The organism is Chthoniobacterales bacterium, from assembly GCA_036569045.1.
Taxonomy (GTDB): domain Bacteria; phylum Verrucomicrobiota; class Verrucomicrobiia; order Chthoniobacterales; family JAATET01; genus JAATET01.
The window spans coordinates 17,249-36,815 of sequence record DATCRI010000047.1; the positions used below are offsets into that span (position 1 = coordinate 17,249).

Below are 19,567 nucleotides of genomic sequence, written 5' to 3' on the forward strand. Positions count from 1 at the left end.
GCGGCGCCTTCTCGTGAGCGATCCGAGCTGGTGTCGCAAAGTCATCCGTCAAGGTAATCTCCGAATGACACATCGATTCCTCTCCGAGATGCGAAACTTATCATGGACATCCCGGTCTATCGAAGCGAATGCAATGACATCCCAATAAAGTGATTGAATAGAGTTTAAGTGATAGGAAACGAGGTCTCGAAAACCGTCTTGTTGATCCCGATCGAGCGAAATGAGAAAATTACCAAAATTATCATAAATCATGAACTGCTCATAGTTAAGCGAAACCAGAAAATCGAGAAGCGCATGGGCGTCTTCCCCTTGCTGGCCAAGCAACTTGGGGTCGACTTCAAAAAGCAGCACGGGTTGAGTTCGCGTGAGATAATCCCTGGCCGAACGGAGAACCGTCCCGTCAAATCCGTCCGTGTCGACCTTCAGAAATTTGGCATCCGCGAATTCGGGGAATTTTTTCAAAATTGTTTGCATTGTTGCCAAGGGAAGCGAGTGATCGGCATTCCGGTTTCGACGGATGGACGCGCTCCCCGGAGTGTGTTCAATTTCAAAAGCGACCGCGCCGTTCTCCATTCCAACAAAGGTTTCCGCTAGTTGAATGGTTCCCAATCGAGAAAGGTTCCGCTTGAGATACGGGAGGATTCGGGGATTACCTTCGATGCACAAAACGGGAATATCGGTCTCAGCTTTTGCCAATGCCGCAGTGTCGCCGATATTCGCTCCGACATCAATCATCCGAAGATCGGGATATTTTTTCCGAAGGCTCGCCACTAGTGGCGTGATTTGCCGATCGTAAAGGGGAAAGATTTCCAAATTGATCGGGAGCGGATGAGAAAGCGGGAGGCTAAGCGTGACATTAGCAATCTCGCGACTCACGGCGGGATCCCACCAGCGCGTCAGCCACCTTTTTGAACGACCGAATGCGCTGCGGACCTCTTCCCCGACCTTTGCTCGGCGAAGAAAAAGTTCCAGATTGCTGATTTGCTGGGCAATCATTTTTTAAAAGGAGAGTTTTTGGCGAGGGCCAAGCAGACATCGACGCTATTTGCCGGAAGGACAATCACCAGATAGCTAAGACACATGCTCATGACGACCCCGGACGCCCCGAAGTATTTCGCGGCAATCGGCATGGCAACTACCGTCGCAACCATGTTTAGAGATCCGTAAACGAGGACACCTTTCAGGCGGCTCAATCCGTTGAGGAGATAGGCCATGGGAACTCCAATTCCGGTGAGAAAGAGCCAAGCGGAAAACCAGTTGATGAGCGCAGGACTGGGAAGTTCGGAGGAAGAGCCCGTCCAAAATTCGATGAGCGCGGATCCAAATTGGGAGAATCCGAGCGCCGCCAGCGCGAAAATGGCAACTGACCCTCCGAGGCTTATTCCAAAGGCCATTCGAATCCATTTGATGTCCCCGGATTGATGAGCTTCGGAGTAGGCTGGCCAAACCGGGGTCAGGGCAATTGTTTGAATCTGCTGGAGAACGCCAACCACCCGTTGGCACAAATTAAATGGCGTGACGGCCGCCGCTCCCAGGGAATTGGAAACAATTAGCTGAGGAGCAAAGGCAAGCACCGACGCTCCGATTTGAGGAATGAGAAATTGCCAGCCCAAATGCGCGAGAGATCGCAGTTCCATGAGAGAAAACATACTCCGCTGAGGACGAACAAATGGAAAAACACGATGCATCCAGAGGTAAGACGCCAGATGCACCAAGGGGGTGGCGATTGCAATCAGGCCAATAAAAAACAAAAAATCGAGTTTGAGTCTGGCACAGAAGAGGATGGCGACAATGGTCCAGATGGAAATAGTCAAATTGATAATTCCCTGTAGCCAGCCTTGTTGAATTCCTGCGAGTAGCCTCGGTATCGTGGAAAGCGGAAGCCCCATGGCAAACCCAATGACGAGCAGAACGAGGGCGAACGAAGTCTGAGAGCGTAGCGCAGGGGTGTTAACGTGGAATAGGCTCGCCCAGTTGAAAAAAGGAACAACCATCCACGAAATCAGGAAGACAAGTGCTCCCACTCCGGCCAGAACAATGGTTGCAGTCCAGAAAACGCGATTTATTTGGTATTCATCATTACGGGCAAAGGCCCCCGCGATTCGATTCTGCATGCCGTTGGTGATTCCAAAGTCCGCGAACGACAGCAGGGCCACCGTGGCTGTGAGAGTCACCCACAACCCGAAACCCTCTTCGCCAAAGGCGTGAATGGCAATCGGCACCTGAGCCACGGATAAGAACATCGAAACAGCCTTGGTGCTGCCAGTGCTCCAGATTGCCAATATCAACCTTCGGGTTCGTCGTCCCGCCCGGGTCTTTGCAAACAGGCTCGAAGTGATGGACTTCATGCGTCAGGCTGAGTCTGGCCTCTCCAACCAGAGAGGCAAATCAGCCAGTTTTAAAACGGTGCCGTTTTCCACGTCGACGACAGGAAGTGAAGCAATGAGTTCCATGCTCTCAAGCGCATTCAAATAATCTAATTTTCCTTCGGTGTTTCTCGATTGTCTTGAAGGGGTCAGAACAAACCCCTCCTCGGCGGAAAGAGTGCGAAAATCCCTAGAAACGTCTCGACGAACAAAAAAGGCATTGGACCCCATTCGATTGCATCCGACGAAGACATAACCTTTCTTCTGGGCGAGATGGCACAGAGCGTTGAGGGAACATCCGAAATAGAGATTCGAATAATGCGCGTGAACTCGTTGGAATTTTGAATTATATGGAATTGATATTTTCGCAGTGGGACCAAACAGGGAGTTATATTCACAGATGACAATCCATGGCTGGAAATCAATTGCTTCCCAGACCCAGTAGTCATTTCCATCGATATCGATGCTGAGAAGCCCGGCCTCGCGAAAACCCTCGAGAGCGGGCATGATGTTGTCTCGATCGATGAAGAGTTGTCGGGCTTGCAAATTCCGTTGCCAATAGATCTTGCTGGATCGAATTCGCGCGATCTGCGCTTCGGAGCCGTCAATGATCAATCCCTGCCAGTAGTCCGAGAGAAGAAGATAGCGAGTGTTTGCCTCGGTGTAATCCTCCACTCCGAATTCGATGAAAATTTCGGGAATGCATGGGAGATGGCGAACGAGGTTTTGAATGATGCCATCTTCTCCAGCCTGGGAGAAAACACTCATCTCGTGTGCCGCGAGCGGCTGGGCAGGGAGATGGGAGAGTTGCTCAAGACGACAGGCCGCGGTGAGGAGGAGTTGAGCATGCTGAGGGGAAACGAGCGCTTCGATTCCCAGCAAGGGTTCGAGGAGATGTCGAATCGCCTCCGAAGGGCCGAACGCTCGGGCGTGGGCGGCGAACGCCTTTAGGCGATCTCGTAACGACATGACAATGACATGGGAAGGTGGGTGAAGCCGGCGAGGATCGCCTTGGGTGCAGTTTCACTGCTTGGCATGAGAAGGTTCTTTAGAAAAGAACTTCTTTGAGCGCGGCTTGCCTGATGATGGATCGAGCGGAGGAAAAGATTGCGACAGCCGATAGAAGGACCGATTGGAGGGCAAGAGGCTCGCTTCGTCGGGGACTTCCCGATGAATGCACATCGCCTCGACTTTTCGCGGTCAGTGGTAACAAGTAGGGGATAATTCCGAATGATGTCTGGTAAAAATTTTCGTGCATGACTGCATGGGGCTTACGAGAGTATCGCGCTCCTCCCGTCCATGAGGTTTCTCTGCGCTCTCTTTCTTGGTCTGGCAATTGTTGCCGCACAGGTATTGCACGGTGGCCTGCAATGGCCCGCGTTTCTCCTGCCTTCGAGCGTGCTTTTGATTCTCGCGGGAGTGATGACCCTTTTCGCGGTGGTAAGAAATCGAGCCCCGGCGGCTCCGGGGGCGGTGATCGGGGTCGCTGTCTTTGCTGGCTACGTGATCTGGAGGTGCGTGCACGGCCTGGATCTTTACCTGAGTCGGGTCGAGCTGCAGCAGACCCTCCTTGGGGCGCTGGCCTTTTTCGTCGCCAGCAGTGGGCTGGGGGATGCGCGGTCGCGATTTGCCTTTCTGGGAATCCTGCTCGTCGCGGCGACCGGGCAGGCCATTCTTGGATTCGTGCAATTCTCGCTCGGTGGATTCTCGGCTCCGCTTGGCTGGTTTTCTCTGAACCTGAAAGCCGAATATGCCGGGCGATTCCTCACCCGATCCCACGGGCTGTTCATCAATCCCAACCATTTCGCGTGGTTCGAAACCTGGGCTGCGTTGTTTTGCGTGGCGCTCGCGTGCTGGGCCCGCACCGGCGTGGTGATGCGCATTCTTCTGGGGTATCTGGCACTGATGTTTCTTGTGGCGGGCGTGCTCTCGGGCAGCCGCGGCGGAATGGCCGCGCTGATGGCGGGCTTGATCACCTTCGGGCTCGCGAGCGGCGCGGCGGTGTGCTTGACAATTCGCCGCGGGGGGCTGCCGATCGTCCTTGGAGTGGGCGCCCTGCTTGCCGTATGCGCTGGCGCGATTTTCACGGTGTATTCCGGGAATTGGGTGGCCCAGGCCCGCGTTGATTCCCTCCAGAGCGTCGATGTGCGCGAATACTACCTGAGGGAAGCCTTTCGCCTGTTTCAGACCTTTCCGTTGCTGGGAGCCGGACCGGAAGCCTTCCGCTACGCGGCGCGGTTGTATCGGGTGGATCAGGACAACCTCTCGGGCGATGCGCTTTTCGCCCATGACGACTGGTTGCAAACGCTCACGGAATATGGCGTCGTCGGGTTCGGGCTCGCCTTGCTCGCGGTCGCGATTCTTCTCGGCGGCGGCCTGGTTCGGTTTCTGCAAACCGTGCGGTTGCGGGCGCTCGGCGGAGATCGGCCGTTCAGCAATTCCGGGGCGATCCTCCTCGGGGCGCTGTCGGCCACTGTGGCGTTCTGCGTGCACAGCCTGACTGATTTCAATCTCCACATTCCCGCAAATGCGATGCTGGCCGGCGCCACGCTGGGACTTCTGGCCAGCACGCTTCCCGGGGAGCGCAAGGGCGCGGCGCGGCTGCCGGTCGTGATTCTGCGAGTTCTGGGAGGAGTGGGGACGGCGACGCTGGTCGGTGCACTGGCACTAATGACGTGGCAACACGGCCCCGCGGATTACCAGAGCCTCGCCGCGGCAAATGCGTTTGCGGTCGGCAACGTGAAGACCGCCCTGGCCCACACGGAGCGTGGCCTGCGGTGGCAGCCGGACGATGCGGCGCTACTGGCGACGAAAGGCCGCGCGCTCTACGCTTTCGAATCTGCCCAAAGCTTCGAGGGGACGAACGCGCTTTCCGAGGAAGCGGTGATGGCACAGGCCGCAAAGGAGGAAGCCCTCGAAGCGCAGAAGGGCGACGCCGCTGACGACGAGGAGGAAGCAGAAGAGGAGGAGAACGTGCCGGCGATCAAGGAGTTGACGCCGGAAGAGCGCCGGAAGCTTTACCAGTCTTCCGCCGATGCCTTCGCCGCAGCCCAGAAGCAGCAGCCCGCGGAGCGCGCCTTTTATGTCGAACGGGGCAAGGCGCTGGCCGAGACCGGCGCGGAGGCAGAGGCCGTGCGCCAGTATCTTGCCGCCATCGAGCTCGATCCGCGCGCGGATTTCACCTACGGCGCCCTGGGGGACTACTTTTACGAGAAAGATCAACTTCCGCGCGCCCTCCGCATCTTCACCCTTGGAGCGCCCCTGATGTGGGAAGGGTATTGCGCGACCCGGGAGAAGGACGTGGCGGAAGAACTTTTCCCGCCTCCCGATGCAGGAGATTCCCAATGATCATCCACGCTTCTCAACGGGTGCTTGGTCTTGCCTTCGCCTTCGGCATTTTGGGCTGGGGATTATTCCTGGCGCCAATTTCCGCTCCGGCCGCGGAGACGTCTTCTACCCTCATGCTCGAGAGTGTTCCCGCAGAGCCGTTCGCGGATGCCGCTGACGAAACGGATGCGGAGCCCGTCCCGACGCCTTCGTCTGCGACCGGCAGTTCCGCGACGGAGAAGCCAATGGACCTGCTGAGTCCTCCGCCAGTCACGGAGCGAGAGTCCCCCCTCGTATCACTCTGGGATTTCGTGACGCAGGCGTTCGAACTGAGTGGTCCTGGGGATCCCAATCACCCTGACAGGCTGCGACTCACCATCGCCACGAATGTCGGTTACGACGACAACGTCCTGACGACCAAAAACGACCCCATTGCCAGCGGCACGGCTGGCCTGAACGGGACGATCTCCTACAACCTGGGCTCGGAGCGCCTGAAGATCGCCAGCTCGCTCGCGCTGGGGACCACCTATTACGATAACCGGCCCGGCGACAGCACCGATTACAACGGCACTTTTGGCGGGCAGATTTCGTATTACGCGACCAGACGGCTTCTCCTCTCGGGCAATTTCTCGATTTCCTATCTTTCCCAGCCGAATCCGACCCTCATTGGCGGTGTCTCCCGGTTTCAGGGTGACTACTGGGCAGCGAACATCGGTATCGACATCAGTTACAACATCCGCCCCCGGTTGTCGGCCCGGCTGGGATTCAGCTTCAGCGGCATCCAATATACCGATGAAGTCATCAACCAAGGCTCCGGATTTTATCAACAAACCTACCGGATCGGGCTCGATTACCTCGTCTCTCCGCGGGTGACCCTCACGACGGAATATCGCTATAGCCCGCTTTCGTATTACGAAGCCGATCAGGATTCGACCGGTCACATCCTGACTGTCGGCTTCATCACGTCGATCACCCCAAAATTGAAATGGACGCTTCAGGGCGGCGTGGAGGCGCGACAGCTTCAGAATGAGACCCAGGGTGGCTCCTCGGAGTATCTCGGGCCCTTCCTGGAAACGGATCTCGCATACACCTTCGCGCCGAACTCGTCCCTGGTGGGCACCCTGCGCTACGGCACTGAGCCTTCCGGGGTGGCGGGCATCTCGGTGCGCGAGACATTGCGCGGCAGCCTTGGGATCGCCTACGCATTCACCGGCCGGCTCACTGGCAGCCTGTCGCTGTCCTATCAGCATGACAATTACGATCAGCCCGGCGACCAGAGCGATTTCGCCCAGCAATTTACCACGGCCTCCGTCGGACTGGCATTCCGCATCAACCCAGCGATCTCCGTGAACGCCAATTACACGCGTTCTGCGGTGCAGTCGGATTTCGAAGCCGATGAATATACCCGGGGCGTCACGACTCTCGGCTTGGAAATCATTTTTTAGAATCTAGGTTATCCCGCTCTCCCCTTGGTCCGATTGACAATCGACATCGCCGCACGTAACGCTGACACTCCCGTTTTTTCTGCAATGAACGAACCTCCCGCAAACAAGCTGCACCTTCTCGACTACCTGCGCGTCGTGCGAGTGCGCTGGCCGATCATGCTGGTGATCTTTCTTCTGGTCGTCACGACGACCGTGGTCATCACCTTGCTTTTGCCGAAGCAATACGAGTCAACGGCGCTGATCCAGGTTCAGGAAAACAGCAACTTCGAGATCTTCCAGCAAGGTGGCATGCGCGGGGGAACGGACCCCCGCTTCACGAGCACGCAGTTCGAGATTCTCCAGAGCAAGGAGGTCCTCAATCCCGTCATCGAAAAGCTCGATCTGGCCAAGAAATGGGAGGAGCGATACGAGATCAAATCCAAGGAACTCGTCTACAGGAAGCTCAAGCGGATGATGTCTCTCAAGGAGGAGCGCAATACCGATCTCATTTCCATTTCCATCCTGAGCCCCAGCAAGGAGGAGGCCGCCGACATCGCCAACAGCCTCGCCGAATCCTATCAGCAGGCGCGCATTCGGGAGCAGCAATCCTGGGTCAGCAAATCTCTCTCCACTCTCGAAGCCGAGGTCGAGAAACAGCGCGACAAGACGGAGAAGCTCCGCGGGATCGCGGCTGATTTGCGCGTGAAGTCTCAGATCAACGACCTCAACCCCGAGAGCGTCGAGGATCCCATGCAGGCCAACGAGCGCGTGCTCATGAGCGTGGAAGAAGAGGTGAGCACGCAGCGCCTGAAAACAGCAGCATGGGCGGCCAAATACGACCAGATTTCCAAGATGTCGGACGACCAGATCATGGCCAGCATCGCCACGCTGGAAGTGGAGGACGACACGATCAAGACAATCCTGCCCCTCTATCAGGAGGCCTCTTCCGAAGAAGCGCGTCTGATCAAGGGCGGTTACGGCGCCGAACATCCCATGGTGAAGGCGCAGACCGCCAAGAAGGATACCTACTGGAAACAGCTTTCCGGAAGAATCGAAGGCCTGCGCACTGCGCTGCTGGCTCGCCTGAACACGGAAAAGGACTCGTTGAAGAATCTCGAGGAAAAGCTCGCCGAGAGCCGCGAGGAACAACAGGAGTCCAAAACGAAGGCGAGTTCCTATTACGAGGCGAAGAACAATTACATCCAGTCGAAGAAGGTTCTCGAGGCTGCGGAAACACGGTTCTGGACCGAGATGATGCAGCGCAGCATGCCGCTGAATCCGGCCATCATCTGGGAACGCGCGGAGCAGGCGGAGTTTCCGGCACGGCCCCGAGTCGCCCTGAACGTCGCGCTAGGAATTGTCTTCGGCCTGATGCTCGGCTTCGGCGTCGCGTTCTTCATCGAGTATCTCGACACCAGCGTGAAGACAATGGAGGACATCGAGACATATTTCGGCCTCCCGGTCCTCGCGGTCGTGCCGCGTGGCGTGGGCGTGCTAATGGATCTTCCGCCCGGGGCGCCCGATGCCGAACCCTATCGAATCCTGCGCACGAACGTGGAGTTCAACCGGAAGCACGCGGACGCGAAGGTGATGACGATGGTCAGCGGCGGCCCGGGCGAAGGCAAGTCGACCACGCTCGTGAACCTTGCCTACACGTTCGCGCAGTCGGGATTGAAGACGATCGTCGTCGACGCGGATCTGCGCCGCCCGACTCAGCACAAGATCTTTGGCGTCAACAACGCGAAGGGGCTGACCGACTATCTCTCGAAAGGCGTGCCGATCGACGAGCTCATCCTTTCGACAAAGGTCGAGGGGCTGAGCATGGTGCCCAGCGGCAAGCTGCCGGCCGGGGCGATCGCGATGCTGAATTCTCGCCGCATGGTCGCGCTCATCAGCGAACTCAAGACGAAGTTCGACATGATCCTGATCGATGCGCCGCCGATTCTGGGCGTGAGCGATTCGTCGGTCATCGTTCGTGCGGTGGAACTCACAATTATCGTGATCCAGCATCGTCGCTTCCCGCGGTCCATGCTGCTTCGCGTAAAGAACGGGGTGATCAACGCCGGGGGCAACCTGCTCGGCGCGGTGCTCAATCAGGTCGATGTCCGACTCGACCAATACTACCAGTATCAGACCAATTACTACGGCTACCACGAGGATGCCGAAAAGGAGGCCAGGCAGACTGCCAAGGCCGCCAAGAATGTCACGCCGCCGCTGGCTGTCGCGAGCAAGTCCGCCCGCCCCAGTTCCCGTGACGAATACTGAGGCTTCTTCACTTATGCATTTCCGTTTTGTTTCGGCCTCGTTTTGCGCGGCCCTGCTCCTCCTCGCCGGCTGCGCCACCAAGAGCAACCCGGATGTTCCGACCCTCGCTGCGATGGCCGAAGATTCCGACAATCAGCTCAACGACGCCATTCGGTTGCGCGCCGGTGATTCGATCGACATCCGTCTCGGCGGCGTCCCCCGGGAGGAGATCGAGCAAGTCTCCGGATCCTACACGGTCGATACCGAAGGCTACGTGAACGTGCCGCAGGTCGGCCGAATCGAAGGCGCCGGACTCACGCAGCAGGAGCTCCAATCCGCGATCGAAAACGCTTTCAAAGGCAAGGGCGTCTATACGAATCCGACTGTGACGGTGAGCGTGCCGCTGATGGCTCGCTTTGTGAATGTCGGGGGCGAGGTGCGTCTGCCGCAACGCGTGCAATACACGCCCGACCTCACCGTGCTCGCCGCCATCACGGCCGCGGGCGGCTTTACCGAATATGCCTCGCAGAGCCGCGTGCGGCTTTATCGCGGCATGGAAGTCGTGCAGGTCGACATGCGCAAGATTCGCCGCGACCCGGGTAACGACATTCCGCTTCAGCCCGGCGACACGATCGAAGTGATGCGCAGCTTCTTCTGAGGCCTACGCGTTCTCGATGAGCGCCCGGTTTTTCCAGAAATAGCCCATCCCGGAATAGACGGTCAGCACAGTGGTGATCGTCACCATTACCGGGCCGACCGAGCTCCACGCGACGGGCACCCAGGCGAGACGACTGGAGCTCCAGTCACTCAACGCCAGCAGCAGCAGGAAGAAAATGATCGTGGCCATCTGCCACGCGGTCTTGTGCTTGCCGAGTTTTTCGGCCGGGAGCACCACGCCCTTTGCTCCGGCAAGCAGGCGCAGACCGGTGATAAGGAACTCGCGCGCGATGATAATGATGACTACCCATCCGGGCATGGCTCCGAAGGGGAGGAGGCAGATGAACGCCGCCGCCGTGAGAATCTTGTCAGCGAGGGGATCCATCAACTTTCCGAAATCGGTAATCAGTCCGTGACGGCGCGCGATCACGCCATCGAGGTAATCGGTAATGGTCGCGATGAGAAAGAGGACCAAGGCCGCCGTGTGACTGAAGGGAAATTTCACCGACAGGCACGCCACGAAAAAGACGCTCAACACAAGGCGACCGACGGTGAGTTGGTTCGGCAGATTCATGGTGCGGTGGAGTATCTAGACAACCTCACGCGTCGGGGCAGCGCAAGGTTCCCGCGAAGAAAAGACCGCGAGGATTCGCCGCGAAATGAAGCGGCTTCATGAACTCGACCTGAAGATACCATCGTTCCTCGCGGTTTTCGCGAAATGCCGATTGCCGGTCGCGGGACGGAGAAGATACGATCGCGGTTTCTCAGCTTCTACAATCATGAGCAACTCCGATATCGGTCTAATTGGCCTCGCCGTCATGGGCGAGAATCTCGTCCTCAACATGGAGAGCAAGGGCTTCTCCGTCAGTGTTTACAACCGCACCACCGCGGTTACCGAGAAGTTTGCCGAAGGCCGCGCGAAGGGTAAAAACATCCTGCCGACGAAGACGCTCGAAGAATTCGTCGCCTCGCTCAAGCGCCCCCGCCGCGCGATGATCATGGTGAAGGCCGGCGGCCCGGTTGACGCCGTCATCGACCAGCTCATCCCGCTCCTCGAGGAAGGAGACATCATCATCGACGGCGGCAACTCGCTCTGGACCGATACCCAGCGCCGCGAGAAGGCCCTCAAGGAAAAGGGCCTTCATTACGTCGGCACCGGCGTCTCCGGCGGTGAGGAAGGCGCGCTCAAGGGCCCGTCGATCATGCCCGGCGGCTCGAAGGAGTCGTGGGACGCCCTCGGCCCGATCTTCCAGAAAATCTCCGCCCACGTGGACGGCGAGCCCTGCTGCCGCCACATGGGTCCCGACGGCGCCGGCCACTACGTGAAGATGGTCCACAACGGCATCGAATACGGCGACATGCAGCTCATCTGCGAGGCCTACGCGATCCTCAAGGCGACGATCAACCCGACCGCCGACGAGTTCCACGAGATCTTCGCCGAGTGGAACAAGGGTGAACTCAACAGCTACCTCATCGAGATCACCGAGCAGATCTTCGCGAAGAAGGACGAGGAGACTGGCACGCCGATCGTCGACCTCATCCTCGACAAGGCCGGCCAGAAGGGCACTGGCAAGTGGACCGTCGGCAATGCCGTCGAGCACGGTGTCGTCCTCTCGACCGTGAACGCCGCCGTGGAGGCCCGCATCCTCTCGTCGATGAAGGCGAAGCGCGTCGCTGCGAGCAAGATCCTCCCCAGCTGGACCGGCACGCCTTACACCGGCGACCGCCAGGCGATCATCGACGCCGTCCGCGACGCACTCTATGCGAGCAAGATCGTGAGCTACGCGCAGGGTCTCGACCTCCTCGGCACCGCCAGCAAGTTCTACGACTGGAATCTGAACTTCGGCGACATCGCCACGATCTGGCGCGGCGGCTGCATCATCCGGGCGGCCTTCCTCAACCGCATCAAGGAAGCCTACGAGACGAACCCCGGCCTCGAGAATCTCATGCTGGCGCCGTTCTTCACCGACGTCTTCGCCAAGTCGCAGGCCGGCTGGCGCAAGGCCATCTGCGCCGCCGTCGAGGCTGGCGTGGCGGCCCCCGCGTTCACCGCGAGCCTTGGCTACTACGACAGCTACCGCACCGAGCGCCTGCCCTCGAACCTGCTCCAGGCCCAGCGCGACTTTTTCGGCGCGCATACCTACGAGCGTGTGGACAAGCCGGCCGGCGAGTTCTTCCACACGAACTGGACGGGCCAGGGCGGCTCGACAACGTCGAACAGCTACAACGCCTGATTTCTTGCTCTCTCGCTGCGAGGAGAATGCGCACGAATCGAGCAAGTGTTTCCGGACCGCGAGGAACTTTTCCTCGCGGTCTTTTCTTTTGCAGTGCGCTCCGAATACCGCGCTTGGCGAAAGCGGAAAATCACGCGACTTTTCGCGCGTGGCAATTCTTCAGCGATCAAGATTTTCCCTCGTCGAGGTCGCGCTCTCTCTAGCAATTATCTGCGTCCTCGGGATTTCCAAATCGTTTGGAGCCACCCTTTGGGTTGACCAAAGCTTCCAAGACACCGAATCCAAGGGAACACGAGGAGAGATCTTTCGCACCATTCAGGCAGGGGCCGATCGTGCCAAGCCGGGCGATACCGTCATCGTCAAATCCGGCGTATATCGAGAAAGTATTCGACTTAAGCATGGGGGGAATGCCGGTCAGCCGATCCGGTTTCATGCACAGGGAGCAGTGATCGTTGACGGAGCGGACATCATTGCTCCGCAGAAATTTCGAGAAGTCACCTCGGAAGAGGAAAGACGATCCGGAGTGCGCGTCTGGCGCTGGGACGGTTACCAGGCTCGGTTCCGACTGAGTCCGGGAGGGACGGCGGAGAACGACGCCACTCGGGACGGTTGGGCAAGTCTGGGACCAGCGGGGGTCGAGCAGATCGAAAGATACGCTCGCGCAGACATGCTGTGGATTGACTCCCGGCTGGCGTCAGAAGTGCGACAACGCGGGGCGCTTAAACCATCGCAATTTTGGGTCGAGGTCGATGGCGCGGCAAAAGGGCTCTATCTCGCGCTGGCGGAGGACGATCTTCCCGAGAATCACGTGATCGAAGTTTCGGTTCGCGAAGTTCTTTTGAGTGGCCAGGTTTCTCATATCATCGTTGAAGGGTTTCACTTCACCCGAGCTTCGAACTGGTGGGATTCCGGCGCAATTACGCTACCAGACAACGCGAACGACTGGACGATCACCGGGAATCGCATCGATTGGAACAGCTGGAGCGGGCTGCATTTGCACGGAACCGGTCATCGGATAATCGGGAACGATTTTTGCGACAACGGCGCGCAGGGGCTTTCCGGGGCGAACGTTTCAAACGTCCTCTTCGAACGAAACCAGACATCTCGAAACAATTGGAAAAAATTTCGATGGGAGTTTCAGGGCGGTGGAATGAAGCTCTGCTGGGCGAAGGGAATCCGCGTAATCGATCATGTAGCCGGGGAAAACCTCGGCCCGGGAATCTGGTTCGATATAGACTGCGAAAATATTTCGGTGGAGCGCAGTCGCGTTCATCACAACACCTACGCGGGAATTTTTTTCGAACTGGCAACCGGGGGCGCCGTGGTGCGGGACAACTATTGTTATGCGAATGACGGAGCCGGAATTTTTGTCGCGGAATCTCGAGACGTGAAAGTGGAGCACAATCTCCTGTTCTCGAACAAAAGGGGGCTGGAGCTTCGAAATATCGTCCGCGACGTATCTACTCAGGACGTGCAAATTCATGACAATTTTTTCGTGGATAATGGCATCGGGGTTTTTGCTCCTGACGATCTGGTCGCATTGAGAACCAATCGGAACCTCGACTCTTCCCGGAATCTCTTCTGGGGAAATCTCGCATGGGGCACATATTCGGCGCGGCCATGGTGGGACTTCTCCAAATATATTTCTCAACCCACAACAGGACTTCGTTCCTTCGATCTGGAGGCAACTACGAAAGAATTGGGATTCGAGAAGGATTCCGTGATCCGAAATCCTCACTTCGACCCCGTGCTGAAAGCAACTTATGAGCTTGTCTGGCCTTAGAGAGTCAGGTTCCTCCCCACGGAAATCAGCCGAAAGCGATGACGGTGTTACGTGGGCTTGCCCGACCTGTGAGGTGTGCCCTTTTGTAGCCAACGGCCAGCGCCTGACTCTGTCCGCTGGGCGTTGTGACGCGCACGGTAAAAATATTCGGGGCCGCGGGGGATTCGTTTCTCGCGGCCTCGAACCGTTTCGGGCGAAGCCCTATTCCAGCACTGGCTCGTGGAACGGACTCGAGAGAACGGGGACGAAAGTGATGCGGAAGGTGTGGGCGGGCTCCCAGCGGTTGTCGTTGAGGGCAGTGAAGTCGTATTCGAGCATTACCTTCACCGGCAGCGACCCGAGGTGAACGATCCTGGCGACATCGAGGCCGACGGGAATCGTCCATCCGCCGGAGCCGTTGCGTTTCCAATTGTATTCGACAACGGGGCGGCCGATGCCGACCTGGGCGCCGTCGCCGAAGAAATACTGCGCGGTGTATTGGATCTGGAGCGAGCCGGCGGGGTCGCCCGGGCCGGAGGTCGTCCAGCCGGATTTTATGATGGCGGCGGTGAGAAAGGTCGGCGCGCGCCAGCCGAGGACGCCGCCGCCGCCGAACTGCCACTGGCTCGGGGCGAGACGGGTGTCGGTCGCGGCGGGCAGGGAGGCGTAGGGTCCGAGTGCCCAGGTGAAGCCGAACTCGCGATGGACGGGGCTGAGCGCGGCAAGATAGGAAAAACTCGTGATCCCCGTGATCTGCGCGCCGCTGGGGGTGCCTTCCGAGTTCAGGACGAGCTCGGGAAAATTCAACACGCGCCAGCTGCGGGTCAGCGTGACGGGAAGGGTGGGCTGAAACTCGAGGGTGAAGCGATTGGCCTGCGCGAAGGGGGGGGCGGGCGTGGTCGAGAACTCCGCATCGGTGAAGAGCGCCCAGAGGTCCGAGGTCGGATCGCTTGTGGCCCGGGCGAGGGCGGTGTTCGACATTTCGGATTGCGCGAAGGCGGCCGAAATCGTGCCGAGGAAAAGTGCGGCGATGCCGGGGAGGCGGACGTTCATGCCGCGAAGACCTCGGCGCAGGCGCGGGCGGTATTCACGTGGACGGCGGCGACTTTCGATGTGTCGGGCGTGTATCCGCCGGCGAGGACCCAGGCGACGGGGAGGCCGGCGTCCCGGGCGAACTCGAAGACGCGGCGGTCGCGGGCCATGAGGTCCTCGGCACCGAGGTCGAGCGGGGAATAGGGATCGTCGCGCAGGGGATCGGCCCCGGCCTGATAAAGCAGGATGTCCGGCCGACCACCTTCGAGCAGACGCGGGAGCTGCGCCTCGAGGATGGCGAGCATTTCATCGCCGCGACAGCCGTTCGGAAGAACTGCCGACGCGTGGTTGTCGCCCTCCGGATGGCGCACGGTTGCCACATCGGCATAGGGCACGTTCTGCCAGTAATCGTTCCCGTAGATCGAGAGGGCGAACATCCAGTCGCGGCTCTCGGCGAGCGAGGCCGTGCCGTTGCCGTAATGGAGGTCCATGTCGAGCACGGCCGCCCGCCGGATGCGACCGCGGGCCCGCAGTTTTTCCAACGCAACGACGAGGCCATTGAACGTGCAAAAGCCTTCGCCGTGATCGGCGCACGAGTGGTGGAATCCACTGGCGAGGGCGGCGGAAACCCGCGTCTCGAGCGCGGCAAAGGCTGCGGCGTAAACTCCGCCGCTGGTCAGGAGCACCGATCGAAAAAGCTCCGGCGACCACGGGAATTTCTGAGACTCGGCAAGGGTGCGCGGCTCGCCGGTCCGCACGGCCTCGATGTATTCGACGGAATGGACGTGTCGGAGATCGTCGATCGTGACGGGCGCCGGCTCGTGCAGGTCGAGGCCCGGCTCGTTGCGCAGGGCCTCCGCGACGAGGCGGAACTTGCGAATCGGCATGATGTGCTCGCCAATCGGCGCCTCGTAGCCGGGATGAAAATAAATCGGGATGCTCACGTCGTGGGGAGAATGAGGGGAATCGGGGCGGCGCCTTTGCCGAGGCGATCGAGATTGGCGAACAGGGGGGCCATGTCCGCCGCGCGAAATTCGACCGCATACATTCGGTAGAGACTCTCGACGATCCCGCGCACTTCGTCGGTCGCGATGGATTCCCGGGCCTCGTTGCCAACGAACCGCACGAGCAGCGAAAGCGGCACCGGACGGGGACCGCCGGAAGCATCGATCTCCGCGGGCGAGCGAAAGTCGGGTTGGAGATAGGGGAGTGCATCGGGCGCGATCTTCCTGTAGCCGGCGCGTTCGTAAGCGGTGAGGCGAATGGTGCGCGGTTCGTTGGTCGGATCGGCGAACTCCATCTCGGCGACGAGGACGATCGGGCCGTTACTCGGGATTCCGGCGGCTTCGGCGCAGGCGCGAGCGGTGCCGGCGGGCAGGGCGCGCAGCCAGCCGGCGATGCCGCAACGGCGCCATTCGGACGCGACGAGGTTGTGCGAGAGATGGACGACGGCAAGGGGAAAGCCGGGGCGCACAATGGCCGTGTGATCGCGCACGGCGACGAATTGCCCACCGTGCGTGACCAGCAGGAGCTCGTAAAGCAGGGCGCAGCCGTTCACGGGCTGGTGCGGATCCCATTTGAGCCGGCGCTCCAGCACGTCGACCTGTTCCATTTCGCCGGCGGCGCCGAATTCCTGCCAGAGGGCGTCGTAGGCCGTGCGGAAATGCGGATCGGCGACCGAGCGAATGCGGTGAAGTTCAAACCCGGTCCAGTCGCGCGTCGCGCACTTCGCGTCTCCCGGGGCAAGATCGGCGGGATTCATCCACGGCTGGAGCATGCCGCGATTTTAGGCCCGGCGGGGAGGCGGGGTCATTTCAATTCCTCGTCGATCCACTCGAGAAGCTGCGGATAGACAAGATCGATGCGGGCGCCCGGCTGGGCGGGATCGACGGAATCGTGCGGCACCTGCCAGTCCGCCGGGAATTCGCGCGACTCTGCGCGGTTCTTCCACAAGGCGCCCAGTTCGCGGACGCGGGGCAGGCTGATGGCCGTGTCCGCCGGGCTGGTGACGAGGAGAATGTGCGGCGCGGCCGGCGGAGACTTCCGGGCGAGCGCAAAGACGTCGAGGCCGAGCGCCATCACCTCGCCGATGGAGTGCGTGGCAAAGCGCGGATAGCTGTAGGGGCTGCCGGGCAGATCGGCCTTCACCCGCGGATCCCACCAGATGAAGCCATTCGGCACTCGGCGCAGGAAATTCGCAAGCGGCGAGATTCCCCAATCGGGCAATCCGATCGGCGCGAAAAATGGAGCGATGGCGACCACGAGGGACACGTCGGAACGCGTCTGCGCGATCCAGGCGGCGCTCACTCCGCTCACCGACAGACCGATGACGATGACGCGCTCGCCGTAGCCCTGGGCAAGGTCGACGGCCTCGCCGGCGGAGTCGACAAGATCCTGAGCCGTCAGCAGGGCGGAGTCCGTCGTGAGGCGATCGCGGAGGCCATGATGCGGAAGCCGCAGCATGAGGACATTCGCGCCGCGGGCGTAAAGCTGGTCGGCGAGTTTGCGGAATTGCGCGGGACAGTTCGTGAGGCCGTGCAGGAGCACGTAGGCGTCGCGGGTGCGCTGCCCGTGATCGAGCACAAGGCTCCGGCATTCCTCGCGGACCTCGGGAGGTGGATTCGCCAGGCGCTCGGCGACGCGGGCCCGGGCGGCGGCGTAGTCGGGAAATGGTTTTCCGGCGGGAGGAGAGACGGACCGGGCCGGCCAGAAGGCGATGATGGCTACCACAAGGAGCAGCAGCGCGAGAACGATCCGCCCGATCCGGGGACGGCGTCTAGGAGAGTGGCTGCCTCGCATAGATTCGAACTATGACAAACAGATCCAGAATCTGCAGTGCTACCATTACACCACGAGGCAATGAACTTTGCGTCGCGCAAAGCGGACGGTGACTATCCCCGGCCCGCCGTCGAAACTCAACTCCTTTTCTCGCAAAAATGCAGGTCGCTTTGTTTTCCGCCTGTGCTACGGAAGTCGGATGCTTCGACGTTGTGCGATCTTTGGTGCGTTGGCGGGTCTGTTGATGGGGGGTGGTTGCTCGAGCATGGGCGGAGGAATGCCGAATGGGCAGGCGCAGGTGATGGTGACGGGCGTGAGCGAGGCCCAGATCGAGACGAAGGCCGAGGATGTCTTCCTGCGGCATGGGTTTGATTTCAAGGGGGCGGGCAGTGGGCGCATCGAGTTCGAGCGCGCGGGCGGCACGATCAACAATCTGCTCTACGGCAACTGGCAGGAAAACGACGTCACGACGAAGGTCACGGTGTTCGTCATTCCGAAGGGACCGGGGACTTACGCGCTGCGCGCGCGTTCCGTCGGCGTGCGCCACACGTTTGGCGCGGATTCGGATACCGAGATGTTCGACGTGCAGGGATCGCGCTACGGCGTGATCCTCAAGAAGATCGCGAAGGAACTGGCCGAGGAGAACGGCGAAAGCCCGCCGCGCTAGCGTCAGCGCAGCTCCTCGGGCAGCAGCGGCTGGAGGTTCTTGATGCGCTGCACGTCGTTGCGGTGGCAGACGAGCACGGCATCGTCGGTCTCCACGACCACGAGATCGCTCACGCCGCAGAGCGCGACGGTGCGGGAGTTCGAAATGATGATGTTGTTGTGGGCGTCGAGCACGGCGCTGGGGCCGTTGATCGTATTGTTCGCCTTGTCCTTGCCGAGATGGGTGGGCAGCGCGGTCCAGGTGCCGACATCGTCCCAGTCGAACTCCGCCTGGATGGCGAGCACGCTCTCGGCCTGCTCCATGATCGCGTAGTCGACGGAAATCTTCGGGAGTTTCTCGAATGTCTCGGCGAGATACGCGGTCGGGTCGCCGGCCGGGAAATCGAGAATGAACTTCGCGAGATCCGGTTGCAGGCGCTCGCATTCGGCCACGAAGCTGGCTGCCCGCCAGAGGAACATGCCGGCATTCCAGCCGTAGTTGCCGCTGGCGACGTATTCCTCGGCGGTGTCGACGTCGGGTTTCTCCACGAAGCGCTCGACCGCCTTGATCTGGCTGCCTTCGGGGGCGGGTGACAGTTCCTCGCCGAGCTTGAGATAGCCGTAGCCGGTGGCGGCGAAGGTGGGCGGAATCGAAAACGTGAGCAGCGCGGAATCATCGTCGACGGTCTGCGCGGCGTCACGGAGCTGGCGCTGGTAAGTGAGCGTGTCGTGAATCACGGAGTCCGCCGGCAGCAGCGCGCAGATCGCGTCGGGGTTGCGGGCGCGGGCGAAGCCGGTGGCGCAGGCGGCGGCGGGCGCCGTGTCGCGCTTGGCGGGTTCGGCGAGGAATTGCGAGGCGGGCAGGGACGGGACGGCTTCCCGGCAGGCTTCGATCTGGTCCTTGTTCGTGAGGACGAAGACGCGCTCGGCGGACGCGACGCCGATGGCGCGCAGGACGGCCTCTTCAAGAAGCGTGCGCTTGCTCACGAGCCGGAGCAGGTGCTTCGGCGTGCGTTTGCGGCTCATCGGCCAGAAGCGTTCGCCGGTGCCGCCGGCCATGATGAAGATGAAGAGATTGTCCATTTGTTCGTGTGAAGG

16 protein-coding genes and 1 tRNA gene are annotated in these 19,567 nt (G+C 60.1%); 7 read left to right on the plus strand and 10 right to left on the minus strand.

Annotated features, from left to right (window positions below):
* Nucleotides 1–48: 48 nt before the first annotated feature.
* Genes VIM61_09010 through VIM61_09020 form a run of 3 tightly spaced genes read right to left on the minus strand, consistent with a single transcriptional unit; the run spans nucleotide 49 to nucleotide 3,335 of the window.
* Nucleotides 49–996 carry an FkbM family methyltransferase gene (locus tag VIM61_09010; protein HEY8900539.1) on the minus strand — a complete coding sequence of 316 codons (948 nt, stop codon included), beginning with the start codon at nucleotides 994–996 and terminating at the stop codon, nucleotides 49–51.
* Nucleotides 993–2,348 (minus strand): hypothetical protein, encoded by a 1,356-nt coding sequence (locus tag VIM61_09015; GenBank protein ID HEY8900540.1) that lies wholly within the window; start codon nucleotides 2,346–2,348, stop codon nucleotides 993–995. The genes VIM61_09010 and VIM61_09015 overlap by 4 nt, the downstream gene beginning before the upstream one ends.
* 3 nt (nucleotides 2,349–2,351) lie before the next feature.
* A complete protein-coding gene (locus VIM61_09020) occupies nucleotides 2,352–3,335 on the minus strand; it encodes a hypothetical protein (protein HEY8900541.1) in 984 nt (327 codons plus the stop codon).
* A gap of 429 nt (nucleotides 3,336–3,764) precedes the next feature.
* Between VIM61_09020 and VIM61_09025 the strand changes: the two genes are divergently transcribed.
* From VIM61_09025 to VIM61_09040, 4 genes are all read left to right on the plus strand, one after another.
* On the plus strand, nucleotides 3,765–5,714 hold the full coding sequence (locus VIM61_09025) for an O-antigen ligase family protein (GenBank protein ID HEY8900542.1): 1,950 nt from the start codon (nucleotides 3,765–3,767) through the stop codon (nucleotides 5,712–5,714).
* Nucleotides 5,711–7,138: an outer membrane beta-barrel protein gene (locus tag VIM61_09030; protein HEY8900543.1), complete on the plus strand. Its 1,428-nt coding sequence runs from the start codon at nucleotides 5,711–5,713 to the stop codon at nucleotides 7,136–7,138. The genes VIM61_09025 and VIM61_09030 overlap by 4 nt, the downstream gene beginning before the upstream one ends.
* Nucleotides 7,139–7,222: 84 nt before the next feature.
* Complete coding sequence (locus VIM61_09035) at nucleotides 7,223–9,382, plus strand: polysaccharide biosynthesis tyrosine autokinase (protein ID HEY8900544.1); 2,160 nt, start codon at nucleotides 7,223–7,225, stop codon at nucleotides 9,380–9,382.
* A 13-nt stretch (nucleotides 9,383–9,395) separates the two neighbouring features.
* Nucleotides 9,396–10,019, plus strand: coding sequence for a polysaccharide biosynthesis/export family protein (locus VIM61_09040; GenBank protein ID HEY8900545.1), 624 nt, complete (start codon nucleotides 9,396–9,398; stop codon nucleotides 10,017–10,019).
* Between the two features lie 3 nt (nucleotides 10,020–10,022).
* Here the strand turns inward: VIM61_09040 and pgsA are convergent, their stop codons facing one another.
* Entirely contained in the window at nucleotides 10,023–10,592 is a 570-nt protein-coding gene (gene pgsA / locus VIM61_09045) for a CDP-diacylglycerol--glycerol-3-phosphate 3-phosphatidyltransferase (protein ID HEY8900546.1), read from the minus strand.
* 205 nt (nucleotides 10,593–10,797) lie between these two features.
* Here pgsA and gnd point away from each other — a divergent pair, with 205 nt between their 5' ends.
* Both gnd and VIM61_09055 read left to right on the plus strand, forming a co-directional pair.
* Complete coding sequence (gnd, locus tag VIM61_09050; GenBank protein ID HEY8900547.1) at nucleotides 10,798–12,252, plus strand: decarboxylating NADP(+)-dependent phosphogluconate dehydrogenase; 1,455 nt, start codon at nucleotides 10,798–10,800, stop codon at nucleotides 12,250–12,252.
* 148 nt (nucleotides 12,253–12,400) lie between these two features.
* Nucleotides 12,401–14,035, plus strand: a complete 1,635-nt coding sequence (locus tag VIM61_09055) for a right-handed parallel beta-helix repeat-containing protein (protein ID HEY8900548.1) — start codon at nucleotides 12,401–12,403, stop codon at nucleotides 14,033–14,035.
* A gap of 201 nt (nucleotides 14,036–14,236) precedes the next feature.
* On the opposite strand, the gene VIM61_09060 is transcribed toward VIM61_09055, so the two are convergent.
* From VIM61_09060 to VIM61_09080, 5 genes are all read right to left on the minus strand, one after another.
* Nucleotides 14,237–15,067: a hypothetical protein gene (locus VIM61_09060; GenBank protein HEY8900549.1), complete on the minus strand. Its 831-nt coding sequence runs from the start codon at nucleotides 15,065–15,067 to the stop codon at nucleotides 14,237–14,239.
* Complete coding sequence (locus VIM61_09065) at nucleotides 15,064–15,990, minus strand: histone deacetylase (protein ID HEY8900550.1); 927 nt, start codon at nucleotides 15,988–15,990, stop codon at nucleotides 15,064–15,066. Before VIM61_09065 ends, VIM61_09060 begins: the two co-directional genes overlap by 4 nt.
* On the minus strand, nucleotides 15,987–16,823 hold the full coding sequence (locus VIM61_09070) for a hypothetical protein (protein HEY8900551.1): 837 nt from the start codon (nucleotides 16,821–16,823) through the stop codon (nucleotides 15,987–15,989). Before VIM61_09070 ends, VIM61_09065 begins: the two co-directional genes overlap by 4 nt.
* Before the next feature lie 32 nt (nucleotides 16,824–16,855).
* Nucleotides 16,856–17,776 (minus strand): hypothetical protein, encoded by a 921-nt coding sequence (locus VIM61_09075; protein HEY8900552.1) that lies wholly within the window; start codon nucleotides 17,774–17,776, stop codon nucleotides 16,856–16,858.
* A gap of 55 nt (nucleotides 17,777–17,831) precedes the next feature.
* Nucleotides 17,832–17,905, minus strand: a tRNA-Gln gene (locus VIM61_09080).
* Between the two features lie 118 nt (nucleotides 17,906–18,023).
* On the opposite strand from VIM61_09080, the gene VIM61_09085 reads away from it, so the two are divergent.
* Nucleotides 18,024–18,491 (plus strand): hypothetical protein, encoded by a 468-nt coding sequence (locus VIM61_09085; GenBank protein ID HEY8900553.1) that lies wholly within the window; start codon nucleotides 18,024–18,026, stop codon nucleotides 18,489–18,491.
* A 2-nt stretch (nucleotides 18,492–18,493) separates the two neighbouring features.
* On the opposite strand, the gene VIM61_09090 is transcribed toward VIM61_09085, so the two are convergent.
* Nucleotides 18,494–19,552: a sugar phosphate nucleotidyltransferase gene (locus VIM61_09090; protein HEY8900554.1), complete on the minus strand. Its 1,059-nt coding sequence runs from the start codon at nucleotides 19,550–19,552 to the stop codon at nucleotides 18,494–18,496.
* Between the last annotated feature and the right edge of the window lie 15 nt (nucleotides 19,553–19,567).

Excerpts from the sequence above, each read along its gene's own strand:
- VIM61_09010 (HEY8900539.1), bottom strand. The coding sequence starts at position 996 with ATGATTGCCCAGCAAATCAGCAATCTGGAACTTTTTCTTCGCCGAGCA.
- VIM61_09015 (HEY8900540.1), bottom strand. The coding sequence starts at position 2,348 with ATGAAGTCCATCACTTCGAGCCTGTTTGCAAAGACCCGGGCGGGACGA.
- VIM61_09020 (HEY8900541.1), bottom strand. The coding sequence starts at position 3,335 with ATGTCGTTACGAGATCGCCTAAAGGCGTTCGCCGCCCACGCCCGAGCG.
- VIM61_09030 (HEY8900543.1), top strand. The coding sequence starts at position 5,711 with ATGATCATCCACGCTTCTCAACGGGTGCTTGGTCTTGCCTTCGCCTTC.
- VIM61_09035 (HEY8900544.1), top strand. The coding sequence starts at position 7,223 with ATGAACGAACCTCCCGCAAACAAGCTGCACCTTCTCGACTACCTGCGC.
- VIM61_09040 (HEY8900545.1), top strand. The coding sequence starts at position 9,396 with ATGCATTTCCGTTTTGTTTCGGCCTCGTTTTGCGCGGCCCTGCTCCTC.
- pgsA (HEY8900546.1), bottom strand. The coding sequence starts at position 10,592 with ATGAATCTGCCGAACCAACTCACCGTCGGTCGCCTTGTGTTGAGCGTC.
- gnd (HEY8900547.1), top strand. The coding sequence starts at position 10,798 with ATGAGCAACTCCGATATCGGTCTAATTGGCCTCGCCGTCATGGGCGAG.
- VIM61_09060 (HEY8900549.1), bottom strand. The coding sequence starts at position 15,067 with ATGAACGTCCGCCTCCCCGGCATCGCCGCACTTTTCCTCGGCACGATT.
- VIM61_09070 (HEY8900551.1), bottom strand. The coding sequence starts at position 16,823 with ATGCTCCAGCCGTGGATGAATCCCGCCGATCTTGCCCCGGGAGACGCG.
- VIM61_09085 (HEY8900553.1), top strand. The coding sequence starts at position 18,024 with ATGCTTCGACGTTGTGCGATCTTTGGTGCGTTGGCGGGTCTGTTGATG.
- VIM61_09090 (HEY8900554.1), bottom strand. The coding sequence starts at position 19,552 with ATGGACAATCTCTTCATCTTCATCATGGCCGGCGGCACCGGCGAACGC.